The organism is Pseudomonas sp. AAC (assembly GCF_000725445.1).
Taxonomy (GTDB): domain Bacteria; phylum Pseudomonadota; class Gammaproteobacteria; order Pseudomonadales; family Pseudomonadaceae; genus Pseudomonas; species Pseudomonas citronellolis.
Genome location: NZ_KL647097.1, coordinates 482265 through 501425 on the forward strand (window position 1 = coordinate 482265; position 19161 = coordinate 501425).

The 19161-nt window shown below is 68.4% G+C and carries 18 protein-coding genes; 5 read left to right on the forward strand and 13 right to left on the reverse strand.

Annotated elements, in window-relative coordinates:
- Window positions 1–217 precede the first annotated feature (217 nt).
- Both FG99_RS15945 and pap read right to left on the reverse strand, forming a co-directional pair.
- Window positions 218–550, reverse strand: a complete 333-nt coding sequence (locus tag FG99_RS15945) for a hypothetical protein (protein WP_043271016.1) — start codon at window positions 548–550, stop codon at window positions 218–220.
- Window positions 551–561: 11 nt separating this feature from the next.
- On the reverse strand, window positions 562–2052 hold the full coding sequence (gene pap, locus FG99_RS15950; RefSeq protein WP_009620467.1) for a polyphosphate:AMP phosphotransferase: 1491 nt from the start codon (window positions 2050–2052) through the stop codon (window positions 562–564).
- A 107-nt stretch (window positions 2053–2159) separates the two neighbouring features.
- On the opposite strand from pap, the gene mnmC reads away from it, so the two are divergent.
- Window positions 2160–4127 carry a bifunctional tRNA (5-methylaminomethyl-2-thiouridine)(34)-methyltransferase MnmC2/FAD-dependent 5-carboxymethylaminomethyl-2-thiouridine(34) oxidoreductase MnmC1 gene (gene mnmC / locus FG99_RS15955; RefSeq protein WP_043271018.1) on the forward strand — a complete coding sequence of 656 codons (1968 nt, stop codon included), beginning with the start codon at window positions 2160–2162 and terminating at the stop codon, window positions 4125–4127.
- Between the two features lie 253 nt (window positions 4128–4380).
- Here mnmC and FG99_RS15960 read toward each other — a convergent pair whose 3' ends face one another.
- Window positions 4381–4851: a MarR family winged helix-turn-helix transcriptional regulator gene (locus FG99_RS15960; RefSeq protein WP_043271020.1), complete on the reverse strand. Its 471-nt coding sequence runs from the start codon at window positions 4849–4851 to the stop codon at window positions 4381–4383.
- 141 nt (window positions 4852–4992) lie between these two features.
- Here FG99_RS15960 and FG99_RS15965 point away from each other — a divergent pair, with 141 nt between their 5' ends.
- The 4 genes from FG99_RS15965 (at window position 4993) to FG99_RS15980 (ending at window position 10095) form a co-directional block, all read left to right on the forward strand.
- On the forward strand, window positions 4993–6762 hold the full coding sequence (locus FG99_RS15965; protein ID WP_043271022.1) for an N-acetylglutaminylglutamine amidotransferase: 1770 nt from the start codon (window positions 4993–4995) through the stop codon (window positions 6760–6762).
- A 61-nt stretch (window positions 6763–6823) separates the two neighbouring features.
- Complete coding sequence (gene ngg, locus FG99_RS15970; RefSeq protein ID WP_043271024.1) at window positions 6824–8596, forward strand: N-acetylglutaminylglutamine synthetase; 1773 nt, start codon at window positions 6824–6826, stop codon at window positions 8594–8596.
- Window positions 8593–9795, forward strand: a complete 1203-nt coding sequence (locus FG99_RS15975; protein ID WP_009620478.1) for an osmoprotectant NAGGN system M42 family peptidase — start codon at window positions 8593–8595, stop codon at window positions 9793–9795. Before ngg ends, FG99_RS15975 begins: the two co-directional genes overlap by 4 nt.
- Before the next feature lie 69 nt (window positions 9796–9864).
- Window positions 9865–10095, forward strand: coding sequence for a YheU family protein (locus FG99_RS15980; RefSeq protein WP_043271026.1), 231 nt, complete (start codon window positions 9865–9867; stop codon window positions 10093–10095).
- Window positions 10096–10551: 456 nt separating this feature from the next.
- Here the strand turns inward: FG99_RS15980 and FG99_RS15985 are convergent, their stop codons facing one another.
- The 10 genes from FG99_RS15985 to FG99_RS16030 all read right to left on the reverse strand — a co-directional run bounded on the left by FG99_RS15985 (window position 10552) and on the right by FG99_RS16030 (window position 19121).
- On the reverse strand, window positions 10552–10881 hold the full coding sequence (locus tag FG99_RS15985) for a YnfA family protein (RefSeq protein WP_009620480.1): 330 nt from the start codon (window positions 10879–10881) through the stop codon (window positions 10552–10554).
- Window positions 10882–10899: 18 nt separating this feature from the next.
- On the reverse strand, window positions 10900–11325 hold the full coding sequence (locus tag FG99_RS15990; RefSeq protein WP_043271029.1) for a hypothetical protein: 426 nt from the start codon (window positions 11323–11325) through the stop codon (window positions 10900–10902).
- Window positions 11326–11559: 234 nt separating this feature from the next.
- The gene (locus FG99_RS15995) at window positions 11560–12372 is read right to left on the reverse strand and encodes an SDR family oxidoreductase (protein ID WP_009620482.1); all 813 of its coding nucleotides are present in this window, start codon (window positions 12370–12372) and stop codon (window positions 11560–11562) included.
- 129 nt (window positions 12373–12501) lie between these two features.
- Entirely contained in the window at window positions 12502–12807 is a 306-nt protein-coding gene (locus tag FG99_RS16000; protein WP_009620483.1) for a hypothetical protein, read from the reverse strand.
- A gap of 114 nt (window positions 12808–12921) precedes the next feature.
- Entirely contained in the window at window positions 12922–13074 is a 153-nt protein-coding gene (locus tag FG99_RS31415; protein WP_009620484.1) for a DUF3309 family protein, read from the reverse strand.
- 138 nt (window positions 13075–13212) lie between these two features.
- Window positions 13213–13839, reverse strand: a complete 627-nt coding sequence (locus FG99_RS16010; protein ID WP_009620486.1) for a 3'-5' exonuclease — start codon at window positions 13837–13839, stop codon at window positions 13213–13215.
- Window positions 13836–15626, reverse strand: coding sequence for a DUF294 nucleotidyltransferase-like domain-containing protein (locus FG99_RS16015; RefSeq protein ID WP_043271031.1), 1791 nt, complete (start codon window positions 15624–15626; stop codon window positions 13836–13838). The genes FG99_RS16010 and FG99_RS16015 overlap by 4 nt, the downstream gene beginning before the upstream one ends.
- Before the next feature lie 77 nt (window positions 15627–15703).
- Window positions 15704–17359 carry a cation acetate symporter gene (locus FG99_RS16020; protein ID WP_009620490.1) on the reverse strand — a complete coding sequence of 552 codons (1656 nt, stop codon included), beginning with the start codon at window positions 17357–17359 and terminating at the stop codon, window positions 15704–15706.
- Window positions 17356–17667: a DUF485 domain-containing protein gene (locus tag FG99_RS16025; RefSeq protein ID WP_024128557.1), complete on the reverse strand. Its 312-nt coding sequence runs from the start codon at window positions 17665–17667 to the stop codon at window positions 17356–17358. The genes FG99_RS16020 and FG99_RS16025 overlap by 4 nt, the downstream gene beginning before the upstream one ends.
- A gap of 596 nt (window positions 17668–18263) precedes the next feature.
- Window positions 18264–19121, reverse strand: a complete 858-nt coding sequence (locus FG99_RS16030) for a glycine betaine ABC transporter substrate-binding protein (protein ID WP_009620494.1) — start codon at window positions 19119–19121, stop codon at window positions 18264–18266.
- Between the last annotated feature and the right edge of the window lie 40 nt (window positions 19122–19161).

Sequence of the window (19161 nt, forward strand, 5' to 3'; positions counted from 1 at the left end):
GGGCGCCGAATCGCGGACAGAGTCCGCTCCTACGGTTACAGGGGCGCACGGACGTAGGAGCAACTGTCTGCGCCGAGGGCGCTCTTCGTAGGATGGGTTGAGCTTGCGAAACCCATGCGGTTGCGCTGATGGGTATCGCTTCGCTCAACACCATCCTACGAAAAGCCATGCTCGTTCATGCTGTAGGAGACTCTGTCCGCGATTGGATTCACCACCCTCAGAACAACCGCTCATCCTCCTCCTCGACCAAAGCCCCCAACCCATCCAGCCCCGCGCGGGTGGTGGCGCGGTCCTCCAGCTTGCGCCGGGCCGCTTCGGGCAGGTCGGTGTAGCGGATCAGGCCGCGGCCCACCAGCACGCCGACCAGGTCCTCGATCACCCGCACCAGCTCCAGGTCCGAGCGCTGCAGGGACTGCAGGCGCGCATCCAGGGCGCCGCTCATCCAGGCCAGCACCTCGGGGTCGTCGGCCGGGGCGCCCTGGCCGCCGGCGAAGGGTTCGCGTTCGACCCGCACCAGGCGGCCGTTCTCATCGCGCTGCACGTAGACCATCGCCGTCTCCTTCACTTGTCCTTGTCGAACGCCGCCTCCAGCGCATCGTTGAGGGTGCGCAGCACCTTGACCCGGGCGAAGCGCTTGTCGTTGGCCTCCACCAGGGTCCAGGGCGCGATTTCGGTGCTGGTGCGGTCCACCATGTCGCCCACCGCGTCGACGTACTGGTCCCACTTGTCGCGGTTGCGCCAGTCTTCCTCGGTGATCTTGTAGCGCTTGAAGGGAATGCTCTCGCGCTCCTTGAAGCGCTCGTACTGGGTGTCCTTGTCGATGGCCAGCCAGAACTTCACTACCACTATGCCGAACTCCACCAGTTGCTCCTCGAAGTCGTTGATCTCCGAGTAGGCGCGCAGCCAGTCGGCCGGCGGGCAGAAGCCCTCGACGCGCTCCACCAGCACCCGGCCGTACCAGGAACGGTCGAAGATGGTGAACTGCCGGCGCGCCGGCATGTGCCGCCAGAAGCGCCACAGGTAGGGCTGGGCGCGCTCCTCCTCGGTGGGCGCGGCAATGGGCACGATGTGGTACTGGCGCGGGTCCAGGGCGTCGGTGACGCGGCGGATGGCGCCGCCCTTGCCGGCGGCGTCGTTGCCCTCGAACACGGCCAGCAGCGAATGCTGGCGGAAGCGCTTGTCGCGGATCAGCGTGGCCAGGCGCGCCTGCTCCCGGGCCAGTTGCGTCTTGTACTGGTCCTTGCTCAGCGCCAGGCTCAGGTCGAGGCTGTCGAGCAGGCCGCGGTTGTCCAGGCTGGCCACCAGCGGCGCGGCATGGGGCTGCCGGCGCGGCCGGTCCTTGACGTCGAGCGCCGCCTGCAGGCCTTCGAGGATGGTGCGGCCGACGGTCAGGCTGCGGTAGCGCTCGTCCGCGCCTTCGACTATGTACCAGGGCGCGTAGTCGCGGCTGGTGCGGCGCAGCACGCGCTCGCCGTAGCGCACGAACTTGTCGTAGACCTCGCTCTGCAGCCAGTCGATCTCGCTCAGCTGCCAGGAGCGCTGGGGGTCCTTCTCCAGTGTCTTCAGGCGCTCCTTGAGCTGCTTCTTGGACAGGTGGAACCAGAACTTGAAGATCAACGCGCCCTCGTCGCAGAGCATGCGTTCGAAACGCTCGGCGGCGTCGATGGCCACGTCCAGGCGGCTGCTCTTGATGTCGCCGTTGACCCGCGCGTGGAGCATCTGGCTGTACCAGTTGCCGAAGAAGATCGCCGTGCGCCCCTTGGGCGGCAGGCGCCGCCAGAAGCGCCATTGCGGCGGTCGCGCGAGTTCCTCGTCGGTGGGCCAGAGGAAGCTGTCCACCTGGATCAGCCGCGGGTCCATCCACTCGTTGAGCAGCTTGACCGTCTCGCCCTTGCCGGCCCCCTCGATGCCGTTGATCAGGATGATCACCGGGAACCGCGCCTGCCGCTTGAGCTCGTACTGGGCCTCCAGCAAGGCTTCGCGCAGCTCTATGACTTCCCTTTCGTAGGTTTCCTTGTCGATGGAATGGCCGATCTCGGCGGACTCGAACATGCACTGCCTCCTGACTGCGGGTTGCATTGAAGGTAGCGGATGTGACGCAGGCTGTCTGCGCGGGGGATCGGCTAAAATGCGCGCTTCGCTTTCCTGCCGGTAGCCCCATGCCCGACCACCACAGCGCCCAGCTCGACTGGGACGAAAACGGCCAGCCCCTGTCGCGCGCCTACGGCGACGTGTACTTCTCCCGCGCCTCGGGCCTGGCGGAAACCCACCACGTGTTCCTCGACGGCAACCAGTTGCCGCGACGCTTCGCCGCACTGCCGGCGGGCGGGCGCCTGTGCATCGGCGAGACCGGCTTCGGCACCGGCCTGAACTTCCTCTGCGCCTGGCGCCAGTTCCAAGCCCTGGCCCCGGCGGATGCGCGCCTGCACTTCGTCAGCGTGGAGAAGTACCCGCTGCGCCGCGACGACCTGGCGCGCGCCCTGGCCCTGTGGGATGAACTGCGGCCCTGGAGCGAGCAGCTGCTGGCGCAGTACCACGCCATCCACCCCGGCTTCCAGCGCCTGCTGTTCGACGGTGGCCGGGTGGTGCTCACCCTGCTGGTGGGCGACGTGCTGGAAACCCTGCCGGAGCTGGAAGCGCGTATCGACGCCTGGTTCCTCGACGGCTTCTCGCCGGCGAAGAACCCGGAGATGTGGACCGAGCCGCTGTTCGCCGAACTGGCGCGGCTGGCGGCCCCCGGCGCGACGCTGGCCACCTTCACCAGCGCCGGTTTCGTCCGCCGCGGGCTGATCGCCGCCGGCTTCGCCATGCAGCGGGTCAAGGGCTTCGGGCAGAAGCGCGAGATGCTGGTGGGCGAGTTCCAGGGCCAGCCGCAGGACGCCGCCAAGCCCTGGTATGCGCGCCCGCCGGCGCCCGTGGGCGAGCGCCGCGCGCTGGTCGTCGGCGGCGGCCTGGCCGGCTGCGCCACCGCCGCCAGCCTGGCTGTGCGCGGCTGGAAGGTAAGCCTGGTGGAACGCCATGGCGAACTGGCCGCGGAGGCCTCGGGCAACCCCCAGGGCGTGCTCTACCTCAAGCTCTCGGCCCACGGCACGGCGCTGTCGCGCCTGGTGGTAGCCGGCTTCGGCCATACCCGCCGGCTGCTGGAACGCCTGCAACGCGGCCGCGACTGGGACGCCTGCGGCGTGCTGCAACTGGCCTTCGACGAAGCCGAGGGCAAACGCCAGGCAAAGCTGGCCGAAGCCTTCCCCGAGGACCTGCTGCAGGCGCTCTCGCGGGAACAGGCCGAAGCCACCGCCGGCATCGCCCTGCCGGCCGGCGGGCTGTTCTTCCCCGAGGCCGGCTGGGCGCATCCGCCGGCGCTGTGCCGGGCCCTGGCCGAACACCCGAACATCGAGCTGCTGAGCGGCCACGAGGTGCGCCTGGAGCGCGACGGCGGGCAGTGGCATGCCCTCGACGGCGAGCAGCGCCTGGCCTCGGCGCCGGTGGCAGTCCTGGCCATCGCGGCCGAGGTACGCGCCTTCCCCGGCGCGGCCAGCCTGCCGCTCAAGCGCATCCGCGGGCAGATCAGCCGCCTGCCGGCCACCGACGCCAGCGCGGCGCTGCGTACCGTGGTCTGCGCCGAGGGCTACGTCGCCCCGCCGCGCCTGGGCGAGCACACCCTGGGCGCCAGCTTCGACTTTCACAGCGACGACCTGCAGCCCACCGTCGCCGAACACCAGGGCAACCTGGAGCTGCTGCGGGAAATCTCCCCGGACCTGCTGCAGCGCCTGGGCCCGCAGGACCCGGCAGCCCTCGAAGGCCGCGCCGCGTTCCGTTGCACCACCCCGGACTACCTGCCGCTGATCGGCCCGCTGGCCGCGCGCGAAGCCTTCGCCGAGGCCTACGCCGTGTTGGCCAAGGACGCCCGCCAGGTGCCCGAAGCGCCCTGCCCCTGGCTCGACGGCCTGTACCTGAACAGCGCCCACGGTTCCCGCGGGCTGATCAGCGCGCCGCTGTCCGGCGAACTGCTGGCAGCCTGGCTGGACGACGAACCGCTACCCCTGCCCCGCGCCGTGGCCGAGGCCTGCCATCCCAACCGGTTCTTCCTGCGCGAGTTGGTGCGGGGGCAGAAGAAGGCTGAAGGCTGAAGGCTGAACGGATTGTCACCGGGGCGTCCGGCGTGGCCGGCAAACCACCCCGTAGGATGGTGTTGAGCGAAGCGATACCCATGTAGGGCGCATAACGCCTACGGCGTTATCCGCCGTTTAGCCTTGGCTCCCGGCGGCGTCTGGGTTGACCTTGGCGTGGGCTGTGGCTTCGGTGTATCGGCGGATAACCGCGAACGGTTATTCGCCCTACGCTGAGGCACGGTCGTACCGCGATTGGTATTGCGTGGCCCCCTCACTCCTCTTCCTCCTCCTCCGGCAACTCGAACAACTCCGCCGCCCGCAACAACCCCGCCAACACCGCATGCCGCTCCCACTCGGGCAATTCGGCGAAGCGCGCCAGCACATATTCCGGCAACAGCGGCGGCGCCGACTGCAGCGCATCGCGGCCAGCGTCCTCCAGCAGCAACCACTGCTTGCGCCTGTCCTGCTCGTCGCGCCGACGCGCCAGCAGGCCGCGGCTTTCCAGACGGTCGAGCACGCCCGAGAGCGAAGCCTGGGACAGGCTCACGCGCTTGGCCAGGCGGCTGGCAGTGATCTCCCGCTCCACCAGCATCACCTGCAGGATCAGCAACTGCAGCGGCGTCAGCCCGCCGAAGCGGCTCAGGCGCTTGGCATGCACCTCGCTGCCCTGCTGCAGCCGCCGCAGGGCCTGGAACATGGACAGCGCATAGGCATCCTCCAAGGCATTTTTCCTTTCAACCATAATCAATCGTCCGTTCAAAAACCGCAGTAATTCATAAAAAAATCATAGAACTACTTTCACATGAAAGAGTCTTTCTGTTAACACAAAAAAAGGGCCCCGGCCTGAACCCCATTCATCCCCAACGGAGAACCGGTAAGGAAAATGTGCGGCTTAGCAGGAGAACTACGCTTCGACAATCAACCGGCCGACCTCGCGGCGGTCGAACGCATCACCCACCATCTCGCCCCCCGCGGACCCGACGCCTGGGGCTTCCATAGCGAAGGCCCAGTGGCCCTCGGCCACCGCCGGCTGAAAATCATGGACCTGGCCGAAGCCTCCGGCCAGCCGATGATCGACACCACCCTGGGCCTGTCCCTGGTGTTCAACGGCGCCATCTACAACTACCCCGAGCTGCGCAAGGAGCTGGAAGCCCTCGGCTACCGCTTCTTCTCCGGCGGCGACACCGAGGTGCTGCTCAAGGGGTACCACGCCTGGGGCAAGGAACTGTTGCCCAGGCTCAATGGCATGTTCGCCTTCGCCATCTGGGAGCGCGACGCCCGCCGGCTGTTCATCGCCCGCGACCGCCTGGGCATCAAGCCGCTGTACCTGGCCCGGGACGACAAGCGCCTGCGCTTCGCCTCCAGCCTGCCGGCGCTGCTGCAGGGCGGCGGCGTCGACACCAGCCTGGACGCCGAGGCGCTCAACCTCTACCTGAACTTCCATGCCGTGGTGCCCGCGCCGCGCACCATTCTCAACGGCGTGCGCAAACTGCCGCCGGCGACCTGGATGAGCATCGACGCCGATGGCCGCAGCGAACAGCACTGCTGGTGGCGCCTGGAATACGGCTGCCGCGAGGACGAGCGCGAACTGCGCCTGGAGGACTGGGAAGACCGCGTGCTGGACAGCCTGCGCGAGGCCGTGGCCATCCGCCAGCGCGCCGCCCGCGAGGTGGGCGTGCTGCTCTCCGGCGGGGTGGACTCCAGCCTGCTGGTCGGCCTGCTGCACGAGGCCGGGGTGGACGACCTGCTGACCTTCTCCATCGGCTTCGAGGATGCCGGCGGCGAGCGCGGCGACGAGTTCCGCTACTCCGACCTCATCGCCCGCCGCTACGGCACGCGCCACCACCAGCTGCGCATCGGCGAGAACGAGGTGATCGAGCAGCTGCCGGCGGCCTTCCGCGCCATGAGCGAACCCATGGTCAGCCACGACTGCATCGCCTTCTACCTGCTCGCCCGCGAGGTGTCGAAGCACTGCAAGGTGGTGCAGAGCGGCCAGGGCGCCGACGAGCTGTTCGCCGGCTACCACTGGTACCCGCCCATGGTCGACGCCGCCTCGCCGCTGCACGCCTACCGCGCGGCCTTCTTCGACCGCAGCCACGGCGAGTACGAGGCCACGGTGCGCCCGGCCATGCGCGTCGAGGACGTAGCCCAGGCCTTCGTCGCCGAGCACTTCGCCATGCCCGGCGCCAGCGACGCGGTGGACAAGGCGCTGCGCCTGGACAGCACCATCATGCTGGTGGACGACCCGGTCAAGCGCGTCGACAACATGACCATGGCCTGGGGCCTGGAGGCCCGCGTGCCGTTCCTCGACTACCGCCTGGCCGAACTCTCGGCGCGCATCCCGGCGCGCTTCAAGCTCGGCGACGGCGGCAAGCAGGTGCTCAAGGCCGCGGCGCGGCGGGTGATCCCGGCCGAGGTGATCGACCGGCCCAAGGGCTACTTCCCGGTGCCGGGCCTCAAGCACCTGCAGGGCAACACCCGGGCCTGGGTCAGCGAACTGCTGCTGGACCCGAGCCAGGACCGCGGCCTGTTCGAGCCGACGCAGATCGACCGCCTGCTCGGCAGCCCGCAGGACGACCTCACCCCGTTGCGCGGCTCCAAGCTCTGGCAGCTGGCCGCCCTCAACCTCTGGCTGACCGAACAGGGACTCTGACCCAGCCAGCAGCACGGGCCACCGGCACCGTACCGGCGGCCCGCCCCCCAGGGAGCGAACCATGAAAAGCCATTTCAACCTGCCCCATCCGCACAACCAGCGCCTGCTGCGCGGCCAGGTGCCGACCTACCAGCGCCTGCAGGCGCGCTTCGCCGAGGACCACGAGCAGCCCGGCTGCGAGCCCCACAGCCTGCACTGCGGCTGGGGCCGGCTGCTGATCGGGCACACCTTCGCCGAACCCGACGCGCTGGCCGGCGAGCTGCTCAACGAGCGCCCCGGCGAGCGCGATATCGCCCTCTACGTGGCGGCGCCGCAGCAGGTGCTGGCCCATGCGCCGCAGCAGCTGTTCCTCGACCCCTCCGACACCCTGCGCCTGTGGTTCACCGACTACCGCCCGGCGCGCCGCTCGTTCCGCGGCTTCCGCATCCGCCGGGTGCACGGCGAGGACGACTGGGCGGCGGTCAACCGCCTGTACCTGGCCCGCGGCATGCTGCCGGTGGACGCGCAGCGGCTCACCCCGCACTACCAGGGCGGGCCCACCTACTGGCTGGCCGAGGACAGCGAGACCGGCAACGCGGTCGGCGCGGTCATGGGCCTGAACCACGCCAAGGCCTTCCACGACCCCGAAGGCGGCTCCAGCCTCTGGTGCCTGGCGGTGGACCCGCAATGCAGCCGGCCGGGCGTCGGCGAGGCGCTGGTGCGCCACCTGATCGAGCACTTCATGAGCCGCGAACTGGCCTACCTCGACCTGTCGGTGCTGCACAGCAACAAGCAGGCGAAGGCGCTGTACCGCAAGCTGGGCTTCCGCGAGCTGGCGACCTTCGCCATCAAGCGCAAGAACGGCATCAACCAGCCGCTGTTCCTCGGCCCCGGCCCCGAGCAGGGCCTGAACCCCTACGCCCGGATCATCGTCGACGAGGCCCATCGCCGCGGCATCGAAGTGCAGGTGCAGGACGCCGAGGCCGGCATCTTCAGCCTGACCCAGGGCGGCCGGCGCATCCGCTGCCGCGAGTCGCTGTGCGACCTGACCAGCGCGGTGAGCATGACCCTCTGCCAGGACAAGCGCCTGACCCACCGGGCGCTGGAACGCGCCGGGCTGAAGCAGCCGCAGCAGCGCCTGGCCGCCAGCGCCGCGGACAACGCCGCCTTCCTCGCCGAGCACGGCGCGCTGGTGGTCAAGCCGGTGGACGGCGAGCAGGGCCAGGGCGTGGCGGTGAACCTGACGCGCGCCGAAGAGGTCGAGGCCGCCATCGAACACGCCCGCCAGTTCGACGGCCGCGTGCTGCTGGAGAGCTACCACCCCGGCCAGGACCTTCGCGTGCTGGTGATCGGCTACGAAGTGGTGGCCGCCGCGGTGCGCCACCCGGCCACGGTGATCGGCGACGGCCGCCACAGCATCCGCCAGCTGATCGAGGTGCAGAGCCGCCGGCGCCAGGCCGCCACCGGCGGCGAAAGCCGCATCCCGCTGGACGGCGAGACCGAGCGCACCCTGCAGGCCGCCGGCTTCGGCTACGACGACGTGCTACCCGAAGGCCGCCGCCTGGCCGTGCGCGGCACCGCCAACCTGCACACCGGCGGCACCCTGGAAGACGTCACCGACAAGCTCCACCCGGCCCTGCGCGAGGCCGCCATCCGCGCCGCGCGAGCGCTGGAAATCCCGGTCACCGGGCTGGACCTGCTGGTGCCCGACGTGGAGGGCGAGGACTACGTGATCATCGAAGCCAACGAGCGCCCGGGCCTGGCCAACCACGAGCCGCAGCCCACCGCCGAACGCTTCCTCGACCTGCTCTTCCCGCTCAGCCGCGAACCCCTGGACCGCGAGGTGCCCGCATGAGCCGACTGCCGCAACCGGACCTCAACTACCTGCAGCGGGTGCTGCTGGAGATGCTCGCCATCCCCAGCCCCACCGGCTTCACCGACACCATCGTGCGCTACGTCGCCGAGCGCCTGGAGGAGATCGGCATCCCCTTCGAGATGACCCGCCGCGGGACCATCCGCGCGACCCTCGCCGGCCGCCGCAACAGCCCGGACCGCGCGGTCTCGGCGCACCTGGACACCATCGGCGCCATCGTCCGCGAGATCAAGCCCAACGGCCGCCTGGCGCTGGCCCCGGTGGGCTGCTGGTCGAGCCGCTTCGCCGAGGGCAGCCGCGTCACCGTGTTCTGCGACAACGGCGTGCTGCGCGGCAGCGTGCTGCCGCTGATGGCCTCGGGGCACGCCTTCAACACCGCGGTGGACAGCCTGCCGATCAGCTGGGACCACGTCGAGCTGCGCCTGGACGCCTACACCGTGAGCCCGGCCGACAGCGCCTCGCTGGGTGTGTCCATCGGCGACTTCGTGGCCTTCGACCCGCTGCCGGAGTTCACCGACAGCGGCCACATCAGCGCCCGCCACCTGGACGACAAGGCCGGCGTGGCGGCGCTGCTGGCGGCGCTCAAGGCCATCGTCGAAAGCGGCCAGGAGCCGCCGATCGACTGCCACCCGCTGTTCACCATCACCGAGGAGATCGGCTCCGGCGCGGCCGGCGCCCTGCCCTGGGACGTGAGCGAGTTCGTCGGCATCGACATCGCCCCGGTGGCCGAGGGGCAGAACTCCAGCGAACACGCAGTCAGCGTGGCCCTGCAGGACTCCGGCGGGCCCTACGACTACCACCTCTCGCGGCACCTGCTGCGCCTGGCCGAGCGCCACGAGGTGGCGGTGCGCCGCGACCTGTTCCGCTACTACCACAGCGACGCGCAGTCGGCGATCGAGGCCGGCCACGACATCCGCACCGCGCTGCTGGCCTTCGGCTGCGACGCCACCCACGGCTACGAGCGCACCCACATCGACAGCCTGGCCAACCTGGCGCGCCTGCTCTGCGCCTACCTGCTCAGCCCGCCGGTGTTCGACAGCGACGCCGAGCCCAAGGAAGGCGCCATCGAGCGCTTCAGCAAGCAACTGGAACACCCGGTGCACATGGAGAGCACCACCCACGTGCAACCGGTGGGCGAGTTGCTGGACAACGGCAAGGACGACGAAAAGGGGCACCACTGAGGCGCTCCGCACTCGCCGGCGGGCCGGCGCGCGACTAGAATCGCCGCCTGTTCCGCCGAGTGCCCGCCCATGCTGATTCCCTACGACCTGCTCGAAGCCGAGACCCTCAACAACCTGCTGGAAGACTTCGTCACCCGCGAAGGCACCGACAACGGCGACGACACGCCCCTGGCCACCCGCGTCGAACGCGCCCGCCACGCGCTCAGGCGCGGCGAGGCGGTGATCGTGTTCGATCCGGAGAGCCAGCAGTGCCAGCTGATGCTCAAGGCGGAAGTGCCGAAGGAGTGGCTGGAGAGCTGAGCGATACCCATCGCCACGGCCGCATGGGTTTCGCTTCGCTCAACCCATCCTACGGGGTGTGTGGTGGTGTAGGAGCGCGCCCTGCGCGCGATATCGCGGGCAGGGCCCGCTCCTACAGGGGTACGCCATGGCTGATGCCGCGTAGGAGCGAGCTTGCTCGCGAATGGCGCTTGTCGGGGACTTTAGGTGCTGGGCTTTGGAGCGCCCTCTCCCCAGCCCTCGGCTGCGCGCCCCGCCCTGAAGGGAGAGGGGGCTTGTCCGTGCCGAGAGAGGAAATGGTTTCAGCCGGCAACCTTCGGAGTTGCCGGCTAACTCCAAAATACCCGAGCACGCCGAACGGTCCCCTCTCCCTTCAGGGAGAGGGTTAGGGAGAGGGAACAGAGGTGGGCCCGGCAGCGGAGTCACCGGGGAGCTTGTTCGCGAGCAAGCTCGCTCCTACGAAAAGCCAGCCCCCCATCAAGGTGCCAACTTCGGCCCCAGCAGCACCACGCTCGCCCCCACGATGCACAGCGCCACGCCCAGCCAGTCGCTCCACAACGGCCGGCTCTTCTCCACATACGCCAGCCAGAACAGCGACGCCGCCACGTAGATGCCGCCATAGGCCGCATAGGAGCGCCCGGCATAGGCCGCCTCGACGCGGGTCAGCAGCAGGGCGAAGCACAGCAGGCTGAACAGCCCGGGAATTATCCACAGGGGCGTGCGGTCCAGGCGCAGCCAGAGGAAGAAGGCGTAGCAACCGGCGATCTCGCAGAACGCGGCCAGGAGGAACCACAGGTAGTTGAGCATCTCGCTTTCCTTGGCGGCTCAGCCGCGCAGGCCGCCTTCGCGTTCCCAGGCGCAGCGTACCCGCAGGTCGCCTTCCTGGGGGCTGTGGAAGCCGCGTTCGGATTCCCAGCGGAAGGTGTGGCAGCCGTTGAGTTCGGTTTCCAGGTGCACCACCGCGCTGGCCCAGTACAGGCGCTTGAGCAGCGCCTCGAACTGCTCCACCCACAGGTTCCACTCGTATTCGATAGCCGGGTAGCTGGCGCCGAAGTGGATCACCTGGGACTGGTACAGGCCAGCGCCTTCCTGCTCGCAGCGGCTGAACATCTCGCGGCCGAGGAACGGCCAGGCCTCGCCCACCGGCAGGCTGTCCAGCACCTTGCGGTTGGCCGCGCGGCGCAGGCGCCGCTCCATGGAGTCGCCGGGCCAGTCGCGGATGCAACCATAGACGATGGATTCGGACTGCAAGACGGTGAGACTCCCTCTGGACGACGCTGCCTTCTAGCACAGGCGCTGGCGCCACGGAAGCGCCGGGCGGCAATGTTGCGTGGCCTGGCCCGGAAAAGCGAAAGCCCCGCGATGGAGGCGGGGCTTTCACTGGGGTCCAACTTACATCGGCAGGCAGGCCGGTGAAGCAAAACTACGCTTTTGCACCGCCCTGGGCAAGCGCTGTTTTCGCTTGCACCGAAGCGGTGCAGAGACTCAGGCCAGGCTGCGCTGCTTGGCCTTCATCTTCTGCGCCATGCGCGTCATCTCGTCGTAGATCGCCTGCGGGTTCTGCTGCTTGACCTGCCAGGCCAGGCGGCCCTGCTCGTGGGGCAGGATCATGAAGCTGCCGCGCTCGACTTCCTGGTGGATGTAGTCGGCGATGTCGGCGGCGCTGATAGGCGAACCTTCCAGCAGCTTGCCCACCTGGTTCTTCATGTCCGGGCTGGGGCCGCGGAAGGAGTCCAGCAGGTTGGTCTGGAAGAACGACGGGCAGACCACGTGGACCTTCACGTCCACCAGGCTCAGCTCGGCCAGCAGGCTTTCCGACAGGGCCACCACGCCGGCCTTGGCCACGTTGTAGTTGCTCATCGCCGGGCCCTGCATCAGCGCGGCCATGGAGGCGATGTTGACGATGCGCCCCTTGCTGCGCTCCAGCAGCGGCAGGAAGGCCTTGCAGCCCTTGACCACGCCCATCAGGTTGATGGAGATCTGCCAGTCCCAGTCTTCCAGCGACAGCTCCTCGAAGAAGCCGCCGGAGGCCACGCCGGCATTGTTGACGATGACGTCGATGCCGCCGAGCTTCTCCTCGCAGGCCTGGGCCAGCGCCGTCAACTGGCTGTAGTCGCGCACGTCGCAGCGCTGGGTGAAGCCGTCGCCGCCGGCCTCGCGCACCAGGCGCAGGGTTTCGGCCAGGCCGTCGTCGTTGATGTCGGCCAGGGCCAGGCGCCAGCCTTCGCGGGCCCAGCGCAGGGCGATTTCACGGCCCAGGCCGGAACCGGCGCCGGTGATCATCATGCGGTTTTGCATAGGGGGGTTGCCTTGTCTTGTCCGGGGAATTGTCCGGCAGTGTAGCCAAGGCCCCGCCCGCGCTGCGCTTTAATCAGGCTGCTGAATGGCGCCGGCAAACCGGCGCCACAGCCAGGTAAGGCGCGGCCTTCAGAACAATGGAAGCAGCAGACAGGAAAGCTTCCCGAGAACCAGTGCGACGCCCGCGAAGATCAGCACGAAGGCCGCGCAATTGACCTTCTCGCGGCGCAGGCCGGCGAACGAATGCACGCGGTAGCGCAACAGGAAGAAGCCCAGCGCCAGCAGCAGGGCCGGGGCGAAATAGACGAACTGCCAGTAGCGTTGCGGATCGCTCTCCCGCGCCAGCCAGTCCGCCGCCGGCAGCGCCACCAGGCCACTGAGCAACTGGCCGAGCAGCCACAGGCTGCCCAGGGCGACCAGTACGACTCCGAGCATTCCCTTTCCCCCGTCCTGCAAAAGGCCATCATGGTAGGGCGTGGGCGGACGGCGGGCTGTGTCCTGGATCACTTTGCGCACCTTGCGCCGGCGGCGAACCGCAAAGGGTTCACGCTATACGTAGCCCAGCAGGAGCATGACCAGCAGCACCACCAGGACCACGCCGAGGATCCCCGAGGGCCCGTAGCCCCAGCTGCGCGAATAGGGATACACCGGCAGGCCGCCGATGAGCAGAAGGATGAGGATGACCAGCAGAATGGTTCCCATGGTGCGCCTCCCGTAGGCAGTCGGACGGCACGCCGGCAATGCCGGCCCGCGTCCGCGGAACGGGCAGCGCACGGGCTGCCCACCTGCTATTGGGACTGGCGCCGCAACGCCGGGATTCAGTTTTTCTGCGCCGCGGGCTCAGTGCTGCAGGTCGGGCAGCGAGCCCTTGCGCAGGCGCAGGAACATCAGCGCCACACTGCGCGCATCGCCCAGCGCGGTGTGGCGGCCTTCCACGGGAATGCCCAGGGTGCGCGCCAGGGTGTCGAAGCGCAGGTCCAGGTGCAGGTCCGGGTAGCGCCGCGCCATCTTGCGCTGGTACAGCGCGGAGACCTCGATGCGCGGATTGCCCAGGGCCTCGCCCAGGCGCTCGCGCAGGTGGCGGCGCAGCACGGCGACATCGAACGACAGGTAGTAGCCCAGCAGCGGGCGGTCGCCGATGAAGGCCAGCGTCCGGCGCAGCGCCTCGTCCAGCGGCAGCTGGCCTTCGAGGTCGGCGCGGCGCAGCTTGTGGATGCGGATCGACTCGCCGTCGAGGCTGGCCGGCGGCTCCACCAGCAGCTCCAGGCGCTCGCCGAGCACCAGCTTGCCGCGGCGGATGAGCACCGCGCCAATGCTGAGGATGTCCGCCTTGCGCGGGTCGAGGCTGGTGGTCTCCAGGTCCAGGGAGACGATCTCCTCGGCCTCCTCCGGGGCATGCAGGCACCAGTACAGCCGGCGGCGCCAGCCGGACCAGTGATGGTCGGGAATCTTCACCAGGGCGTTCATCGGCTCTCCAGGTGGAACTGCCGTTCCAGGCTCTGCTTGAACTTCTTCACCGCATGCAGCCCGAAGCGCAGCATGTCGCGCTCGTGGCGACTCAGGCGGGCGACGTCCAGGCCCTGCTGGCGGCCGTCGCGCTCGCCGGCCAGTTGCTGGACCAGGCGCAGTTGCAGGAACAGCTCGAAGGCCTCGGCGAGGTTCTCCGCCAGGCCCTCGTCGAGCACGCCGCGCGCCTTCAGCGCTTCCAGCCGGGCCAGGCTGCCGCGCGCCTCCAGGCCCTCGCGCAGGGCCAGCACGCGGCAGCCGTGGACGATGGGGAAAATGCCGCCGCGCTTGATGTCCAGGTGTTCTTCGCGGGTCTTCAGCTGGCCGAGGAAGGTCAGCGGGGTGTCGAACTGCAGGGCCGCCACGGCGATGTCCGCCAGCCAGCGCTCGCCGTCCGCGGCGAAGCCCAGCAGGCCCTGGCGCAGGCCGTCGAACAGCTGGCGGTTGCCGGCCACCGGCCAGGCGTCGGCGAGGATCGACAGGCGCAGCAGTTGTTCCGGGCGCCCCTCCAGGGCCGTGGCATTCAGCTCGCGCTGCCAGGCGGCCAGCGGCTTGCACCACTGCGCGTGGCTGGCCATGACGCCGCCGGGGCACGGCGGGTAGCCGCAGGCCAGCAGTGCTTCGCTGAAGCGCTGCATCAGCGCCAGGGCCTGCTCCTGGGGGAAGTCGTCGGCGAGGATCAGGGCGTTGTCCTGGTCGGTCTTGAGCAGTTGCTCGCCGCGGCCTTCGCTGCCCATCACCACCAGGCAGCAGCGGCTGCGCAGCGGCGCCGGTATCAAGAGTTCGAAGAGGCGTTCGAGCAATTGCTCGTTGAGCGCGCCGACCAGCTGCATGATGAAGCGCAGGCGGATGCCGTTGCCGGCCAGGGTGGCGATCAGGGTGTGCAGCGTCTCGGCGGCGCCGCGCAGTTCCTCCTCGGTCTCGGCGCGGGCGATGCGCAGCGCCAGGACGTGGGAATGGGTGGAGAACAGGCTGAGCACCTGGGTCAGGTGCAGTAGGCCGACCACTTCGCCGTCCTCGTGCACCGCGACGCGCTCGATGCGCAGGCGCGTCATGAGGATCATGGCGTCGAACAGGAAGTCGCCCAGCTCGACACTGGCCAGCGGGCCGTGGGCGAGCGGGCCGATGGCCTCGTCCTCGGCGCGACCGTCGCGGAAGTGCGCGCGCATCAGGTCGGTGCGGGTGACGATGCCCAACTCGCCGCCGCTGCGCACCAGCAGGGCATCGGCGCCATGGCTGAGCTGCAGGCGCGCGGCGTCGCCCAGGGGCAGCCCGGCGTCCACTTCGATGGCCGGCAGCAGGTGCTCGCGGGCGATGCGGGTGAGGATGAATTCGGCCAGGTTCTGCCCGTCGCGCCGCGCCAATTGGCGCTTGGCCGCGAGGTCGGCCTGGAAGAAGCGGGCGAAGCCGGGATTGTCGCCGCACAGCTGGTGGAAGGTGCTGGCCGGCAGTTCGTAGAGGATGCTCTCCTCCACCGCGCGGTAGGCGTGCTTGCTGCTGCCGGAGAACAGCCCGCGGATGTCGAACAGGTCGTCGCCGGCGTACTGGGCGAACAAACGGCCGTCCTCGCCGCGTTCCTCCACCACGCCCTTGAGCACGATGAACAGGCAGGGCACCGCCGCGCCGGCTTCGAGCACGGTCTCGCCACTGGTGTAGTAGGCGACGCTCAGGGCCTCGGCGAAGGCCTGGCGCTCGCTCGAGCGCAGCTGGTCGAACGGCGGCGCGGAGAAGTTGAAGCTCTCGGGCATCGCGAGCCCCTTGTGGCAGTGCGTAAAAGGCGAAGCCGGAGGCGAGCCTCCGGCTTCGTCGGGTCAGCCGCGAGGCATCAGTGGGCTACTGCGCCACTGGCGCCCAGGCCGGTCTGCGAGCGGATGAACTGCGGGAAGAAGCGTGCGCGCTCCTCGTCCGCCGCCGCCGACTTGTCGGTGATGGAGAAGAACCAGATGCCGATGAAGGCCACGGCCATGGAGAACAGCGCCGGGTATTCGAACGGGTAGATGGCTTTCTCGTGGCCGAGGATCTGCACCCAGATGGTCGGGCCGAGGATCATCAGCACCACCGCGGTGATCAGGCCCAGCCAGCCGCCGATCATGGCGCCGCGGGTGGTCAGCTTCTTCCAGTACATCGAGAGCAGCAGCACCGGGAAGTTGCAGCTGGCGGCGATGGAGAAGGCCAGGCCGACCATGAAGGCGATGTTCTGCTTCTCGAACAGGATGCCGAGGACGATCGCGACCACGCCCAGGGCGACGGTGGTGATCTTCGACACGCGCAGCTCGTCCTTCTCGTTGGCCTTGCCGCCCTTGATCACGCTGGCGTACAGGTCGTGGGACACCGCCGAGGCACCGGCCAGGGTCAGGCCGGCGACCACCGCGAGGATGGTGGCGAAGGCCACCGCGGAGATGAAGCCCAGGAACAGGCTGCCGCCCACGGCGTCGGCCAGGTGCACGGCGGCCATGTTGTTGCCGCCGATCAGGGCGCCGGCGGCGTCCTTGAAGGCCGGGTTGGTGCTCACCAGCACGATGGCGCCGAAGCCGATGATGAAGGTCAGGATGTAGAAGTAGCCGATGAAACCGGTGGCGAAGAACACCGACTTGCGGGCTTCCTTGGCGTCACTGACGGTGAAGAAGCGCATCAGGATGTGCGGCAGGCCGGCGGTGCCGAACATCAGCGCGAAGCCCAGGGAGAAGGCCGAGATCGGGTCCTTCACCAGGCCGCCGGGGCTCATGATGGCCTCGCCCTTGGGGTGCACCTTGATGGCTTCGGAGAACAGCGCGCTGATGTCGAAGTTGACGTGCTTGAGCACCATGATCGCCATGAAGGAAGCGCCGCACAGCAGCAGCACGGCCTTGATGATCTGTACCCAGGTGGTGGCCAGCATGCCGCCGAACAGCACGTAGAGCACCATCAGGATGCCGACCATGACCACGGCGACGTGGTAGTTCAGGCCGAACAGCAGTTCGATCAGCTTGCCGGCGCCGACCATCTGCGCGATCAGGTAGAAGGCCACCACCACCAGCGAGCCGCAGGCGGACAGGGTGCGGATGTCCTTCTGCTTGAGGCGGTAGGAGGCCACGTCGGCGAAGGTGTACTTGCCGAGGTTGCGCAGGCGCTCGGCGATCAGGAAGAGAATGATCGGCCAGCCCACGAGGAAGCCGATGGAGTAGATCAGGCCGTCGTAGCCGGAGGTGAACACCAGCGCGGAAATCCCCAGGAAGGACGCGGCGGACATGTAGTCGCCGGCGATCGCCAGGCCGTTCTGGAAGCCGGTGATGCTGCCGCCTGCGGTGTAGAAGTCGGCGGCCGACTTGCTGCGCTTGGAGGCCCAGTAGGTGATGCACAGGGTGAAGCCGACGAAGGCGACGAACATGACGATCGCCGAGACGTTGATCGGCTGGCGCTGCACGTCGCCGGTCAGGGCGTCGGCCCAGAGGGCGGGGGCGAAGGCGGCCAGGCCGAGGGCCGCGAACAGGCGGGCGATCATTGCTGGACCTCCTTGAGGACTTCCTGGTTCAGGCGGTCGAACTCGCCATTGGCACGGCGCACGTAGATGCCGGTGAGGACGAAGGCGGACAGAATCAGCCCGACGCCCAGGGGAATGCCCCAGGTCACCGAGGAATCGGGGCTCACCTTGGTGCCCAGCACTTGCGGTTCGAATGCGATCAGCAGGATGAAGGCCACGTACAGGCCCAGCATGATCAGTGAGAGCAGCCAGGCGAATCGCTCGCGTTTGGCCACCAGTTCCTTGAAGCGCGGATTGGTATCAATCCGCTGGTAGATGCTGTCGTTCATTTTGTTCTTGTCCTCACAGCGGGGGATGACGCGGATGTCGTCGATCCCCACTTTAGGACTCTGGTGCAAGGCCTCCAGACGACTTTAGTCGTAGCGGGCTGGGAGTGGCTTTCTAGAGCCTTCGGCGCAGAAATGGCGGAGGTACCTGTAGGAGCGAGCTTGCTCGCGAATGGGGTTTGCCGGGAGTTATGGTTGTGGTGGTCAAATAATTTCGGACAGGTGCTGGGTTCAAGGGCGCCCTCACCCCAGCCCTCTCCCAGAGGGAGAGGGGGCCGTTCGGAGTGGCTTGCCAGTCCGGCACCCTCCTCCACTCCCGTCATTTGCCGACCGCGCCAGGATGATTTTCGTAGGATGGGTTGAGCCTTGGCGGCCACGCCGTGGGGCTCTTCGCAGGAGCCGCTCCTACGCCGCCCACCCGCACCATTCCCATGTAGGAGCGCGCCCTGCGCGCGATTGGATTCACCGGCCACGCCAGGCGCCCCGGTGGCACGAACAGCCCCCAACAAACAAAAAAGCCGCTTCCCCCAAAAAGGAAGCGGCTCTCCGCACAACCTCCACCGACCCGGCAGCAACCTACCGCCAGGCCAGGCAAAGCCTTACTGCGTCCACTCCTTCACCCGATCCGGATGGCTGGCCACCCACTGCTTGGCCGCCTCCTCAGGCTTGGCGCCGTCCTGGATGGCGAGCATCACCTGGCCGATCTCCGCGCCGTCCTTCCACTGCAGCTTCTTCAGCAGCGCCCAGACTTCCGGGGCCTTCTTCTCCAGCGCCGGGTTGGCCACGCTGTCGACGTGCTCTTCCTCGCCGTAGACCTTCTTCGGATCATCGAGGAACTTCAGCTTCCACTTGGCGAACATCCAGTGCGGAATCCAGCCGGTCACCGCCACCGCCTTCTTGTCGTTCTCGGCGCGGGTCAGCTCGGCGATCATGCCGCTGCCGGAGCTGGCCACCAGCTTGTAGTCCAGGCCGTAGTCCTTGATCGCCTGGTCGGTCTTGAGCATCACCCCGGCGCCGGCGTCGATGCCGACGATGCGGCCGCCGAAGTCGTCCTTCATCGCCTTGAGGTCTTCGATGCTGTTGGCCTTGACGTACTCCGGCACGATCAGGCCGATCTTCGCCCCGGGGTAGTTGACGCCCAGGTCGACCACCTGGTCCTTCATCTTCGCGTAGTAGGCGCCGTGGGTCACCGGCAGCCACGCCGAGAGCATGGCGTCGAGCTTGCCGCGGGCCACGCCCTGCCACATGATCCCGGCCGCCACCGGCATCAGCTTGACCGGGTAGCCGAGCTTCTCGCGGATCACTTCGGCGGCCACGTGGGTGGTCGCCACGCTGTCCGACCAGCCATCCACATAGCCGATGGTGATCTCCGGCTTGGCCGCCGCACCGGCCAGGCCCGCTGCCGCCGACAGCACGAGCCCCGCACCCAGGCCCATCAGTCGTCGCATCATTCGCATAAGAGTCTCCCCTTGTTCTAGGTTCACCGGAACGAGCGCT

Bases quoted from the DNA above. Each gene is read 5' to 3' on its own strand.
- FG99_RS15945 (WP_043271016.1), bottom strand. From the start codon at position 550: ATGGTCTACGTGCAGCGCGATGAGAACGGCCGCCTGGTGCGGGTCGAA.
- pap (WP_009620467.1), bottom strand. From the start codon at position 2,052: ATGTTCGAGTCCGCCGAGATCGGCCATTCCATCGACAAGGAAACCTAC.
- mnmC (WP_043271018.1), top strand. From the start codon at position 2,160: ATGCCCGACCACCACAGCGCCCAGCTCGACTGGGACGAAAACGGCCAG.
- FG99_RS15960 (WP_043271020.1), bottom strand. From the start codon at position 4,851: ATGGTTGAAAGGAAAAATGCCTTGGAGGATGCCTATGCGCTGTCCATG.
- FG99_RS15965 (WP_043271022.1), top strand. From the start codon at position 4,993: ATGTGCGGCTTAGCAGGAGAACTACGCTTCGACAATCAACCGGCCGAC.
- ngg (WP_043271024.1), top strand. From the start codon at position 6,824: ATGAAAAGCCATTTCAACCTGCCCCATCCGCACAACCAGCGCCTGCTG.
- FG99_RS15975 (WP_009620478.1), top strand. From the start codon at position 8,593: ATGAGCCGACTGCCGCAACCGGACCTCAACTACCTGCAGCGGGTGCTG.
- FG99_RS15980 (WP_043271026.1), top strand. From the start codon at position 9,865: ATGCTGATTCCCTACGACCTGCTCGAAGCCGAGACCCTCAACAACCTG.
- FG99_RS15985 (WP_009620480.1), bottom strand. From the start codon at position 10,881: ATGCTCAACTACCTGTGGTTCCTCCTGGCCGCGTTCTGCGAGATCGCC.
- FG99_RS15995 (WP_009620482.1), bottom strand. From the start codon at position 12,372: ATGCAAAACCGCATGATGATCACCGGCGCCGGTTCCGGCCTGGGCCGT.
- FG99_RS16000 (WP_009620483.1), bottom strand. From the start codon at position 12,807: ATGCTCGGAGTCGTACTGGTCGCCCTGGGCAGCCTGTGGCTGCTCGGC.
- FG99_RS31415 (WP_009620484.1), bottom strand. From the start codon at position 13,074: ATGGGAACCATTCTGCTGGTCATCCTCATCCTTCTGCTCATCGGCGGC.
- FG99_RS16010 (WP_009620486.1), bottom strand. From the start codon at position 13,839: ATGAACGCCCTGGTGAAGATTCCCGACCATCACTGGTCCGGCTGGCGC.
- FG99_RS16015 (WP_043271031.1), bottom strand. From the start codon at position 15,626: ATGCCCGAGAGCTTCAACTTCTCCGCGCCGCCGTTCGACCAGCTGCGC.
- FG99_RS16020 (WP_009620490.1), bottom strand. From the start codon at position 17,359: ATGATCGCCCGCCTGTTCGCGGCCCTCGGCCTGGCCGCCTTCGCCCCC.
- FG99_RS16025 (WP_024128557.1), bottom strand. From the start codon at position 17,667: ATGAACGACAGCATCTACCAGCGGATTGATACCAATCCGCGCTTCAAG.
- FG99_RS16030 (WP_009620494.1), bottom strand. From the start codon at position 19,121: ATGCGAATGATGCGACGACTGATGGGCCTGGGTGCGGGGCTCGTGCTG.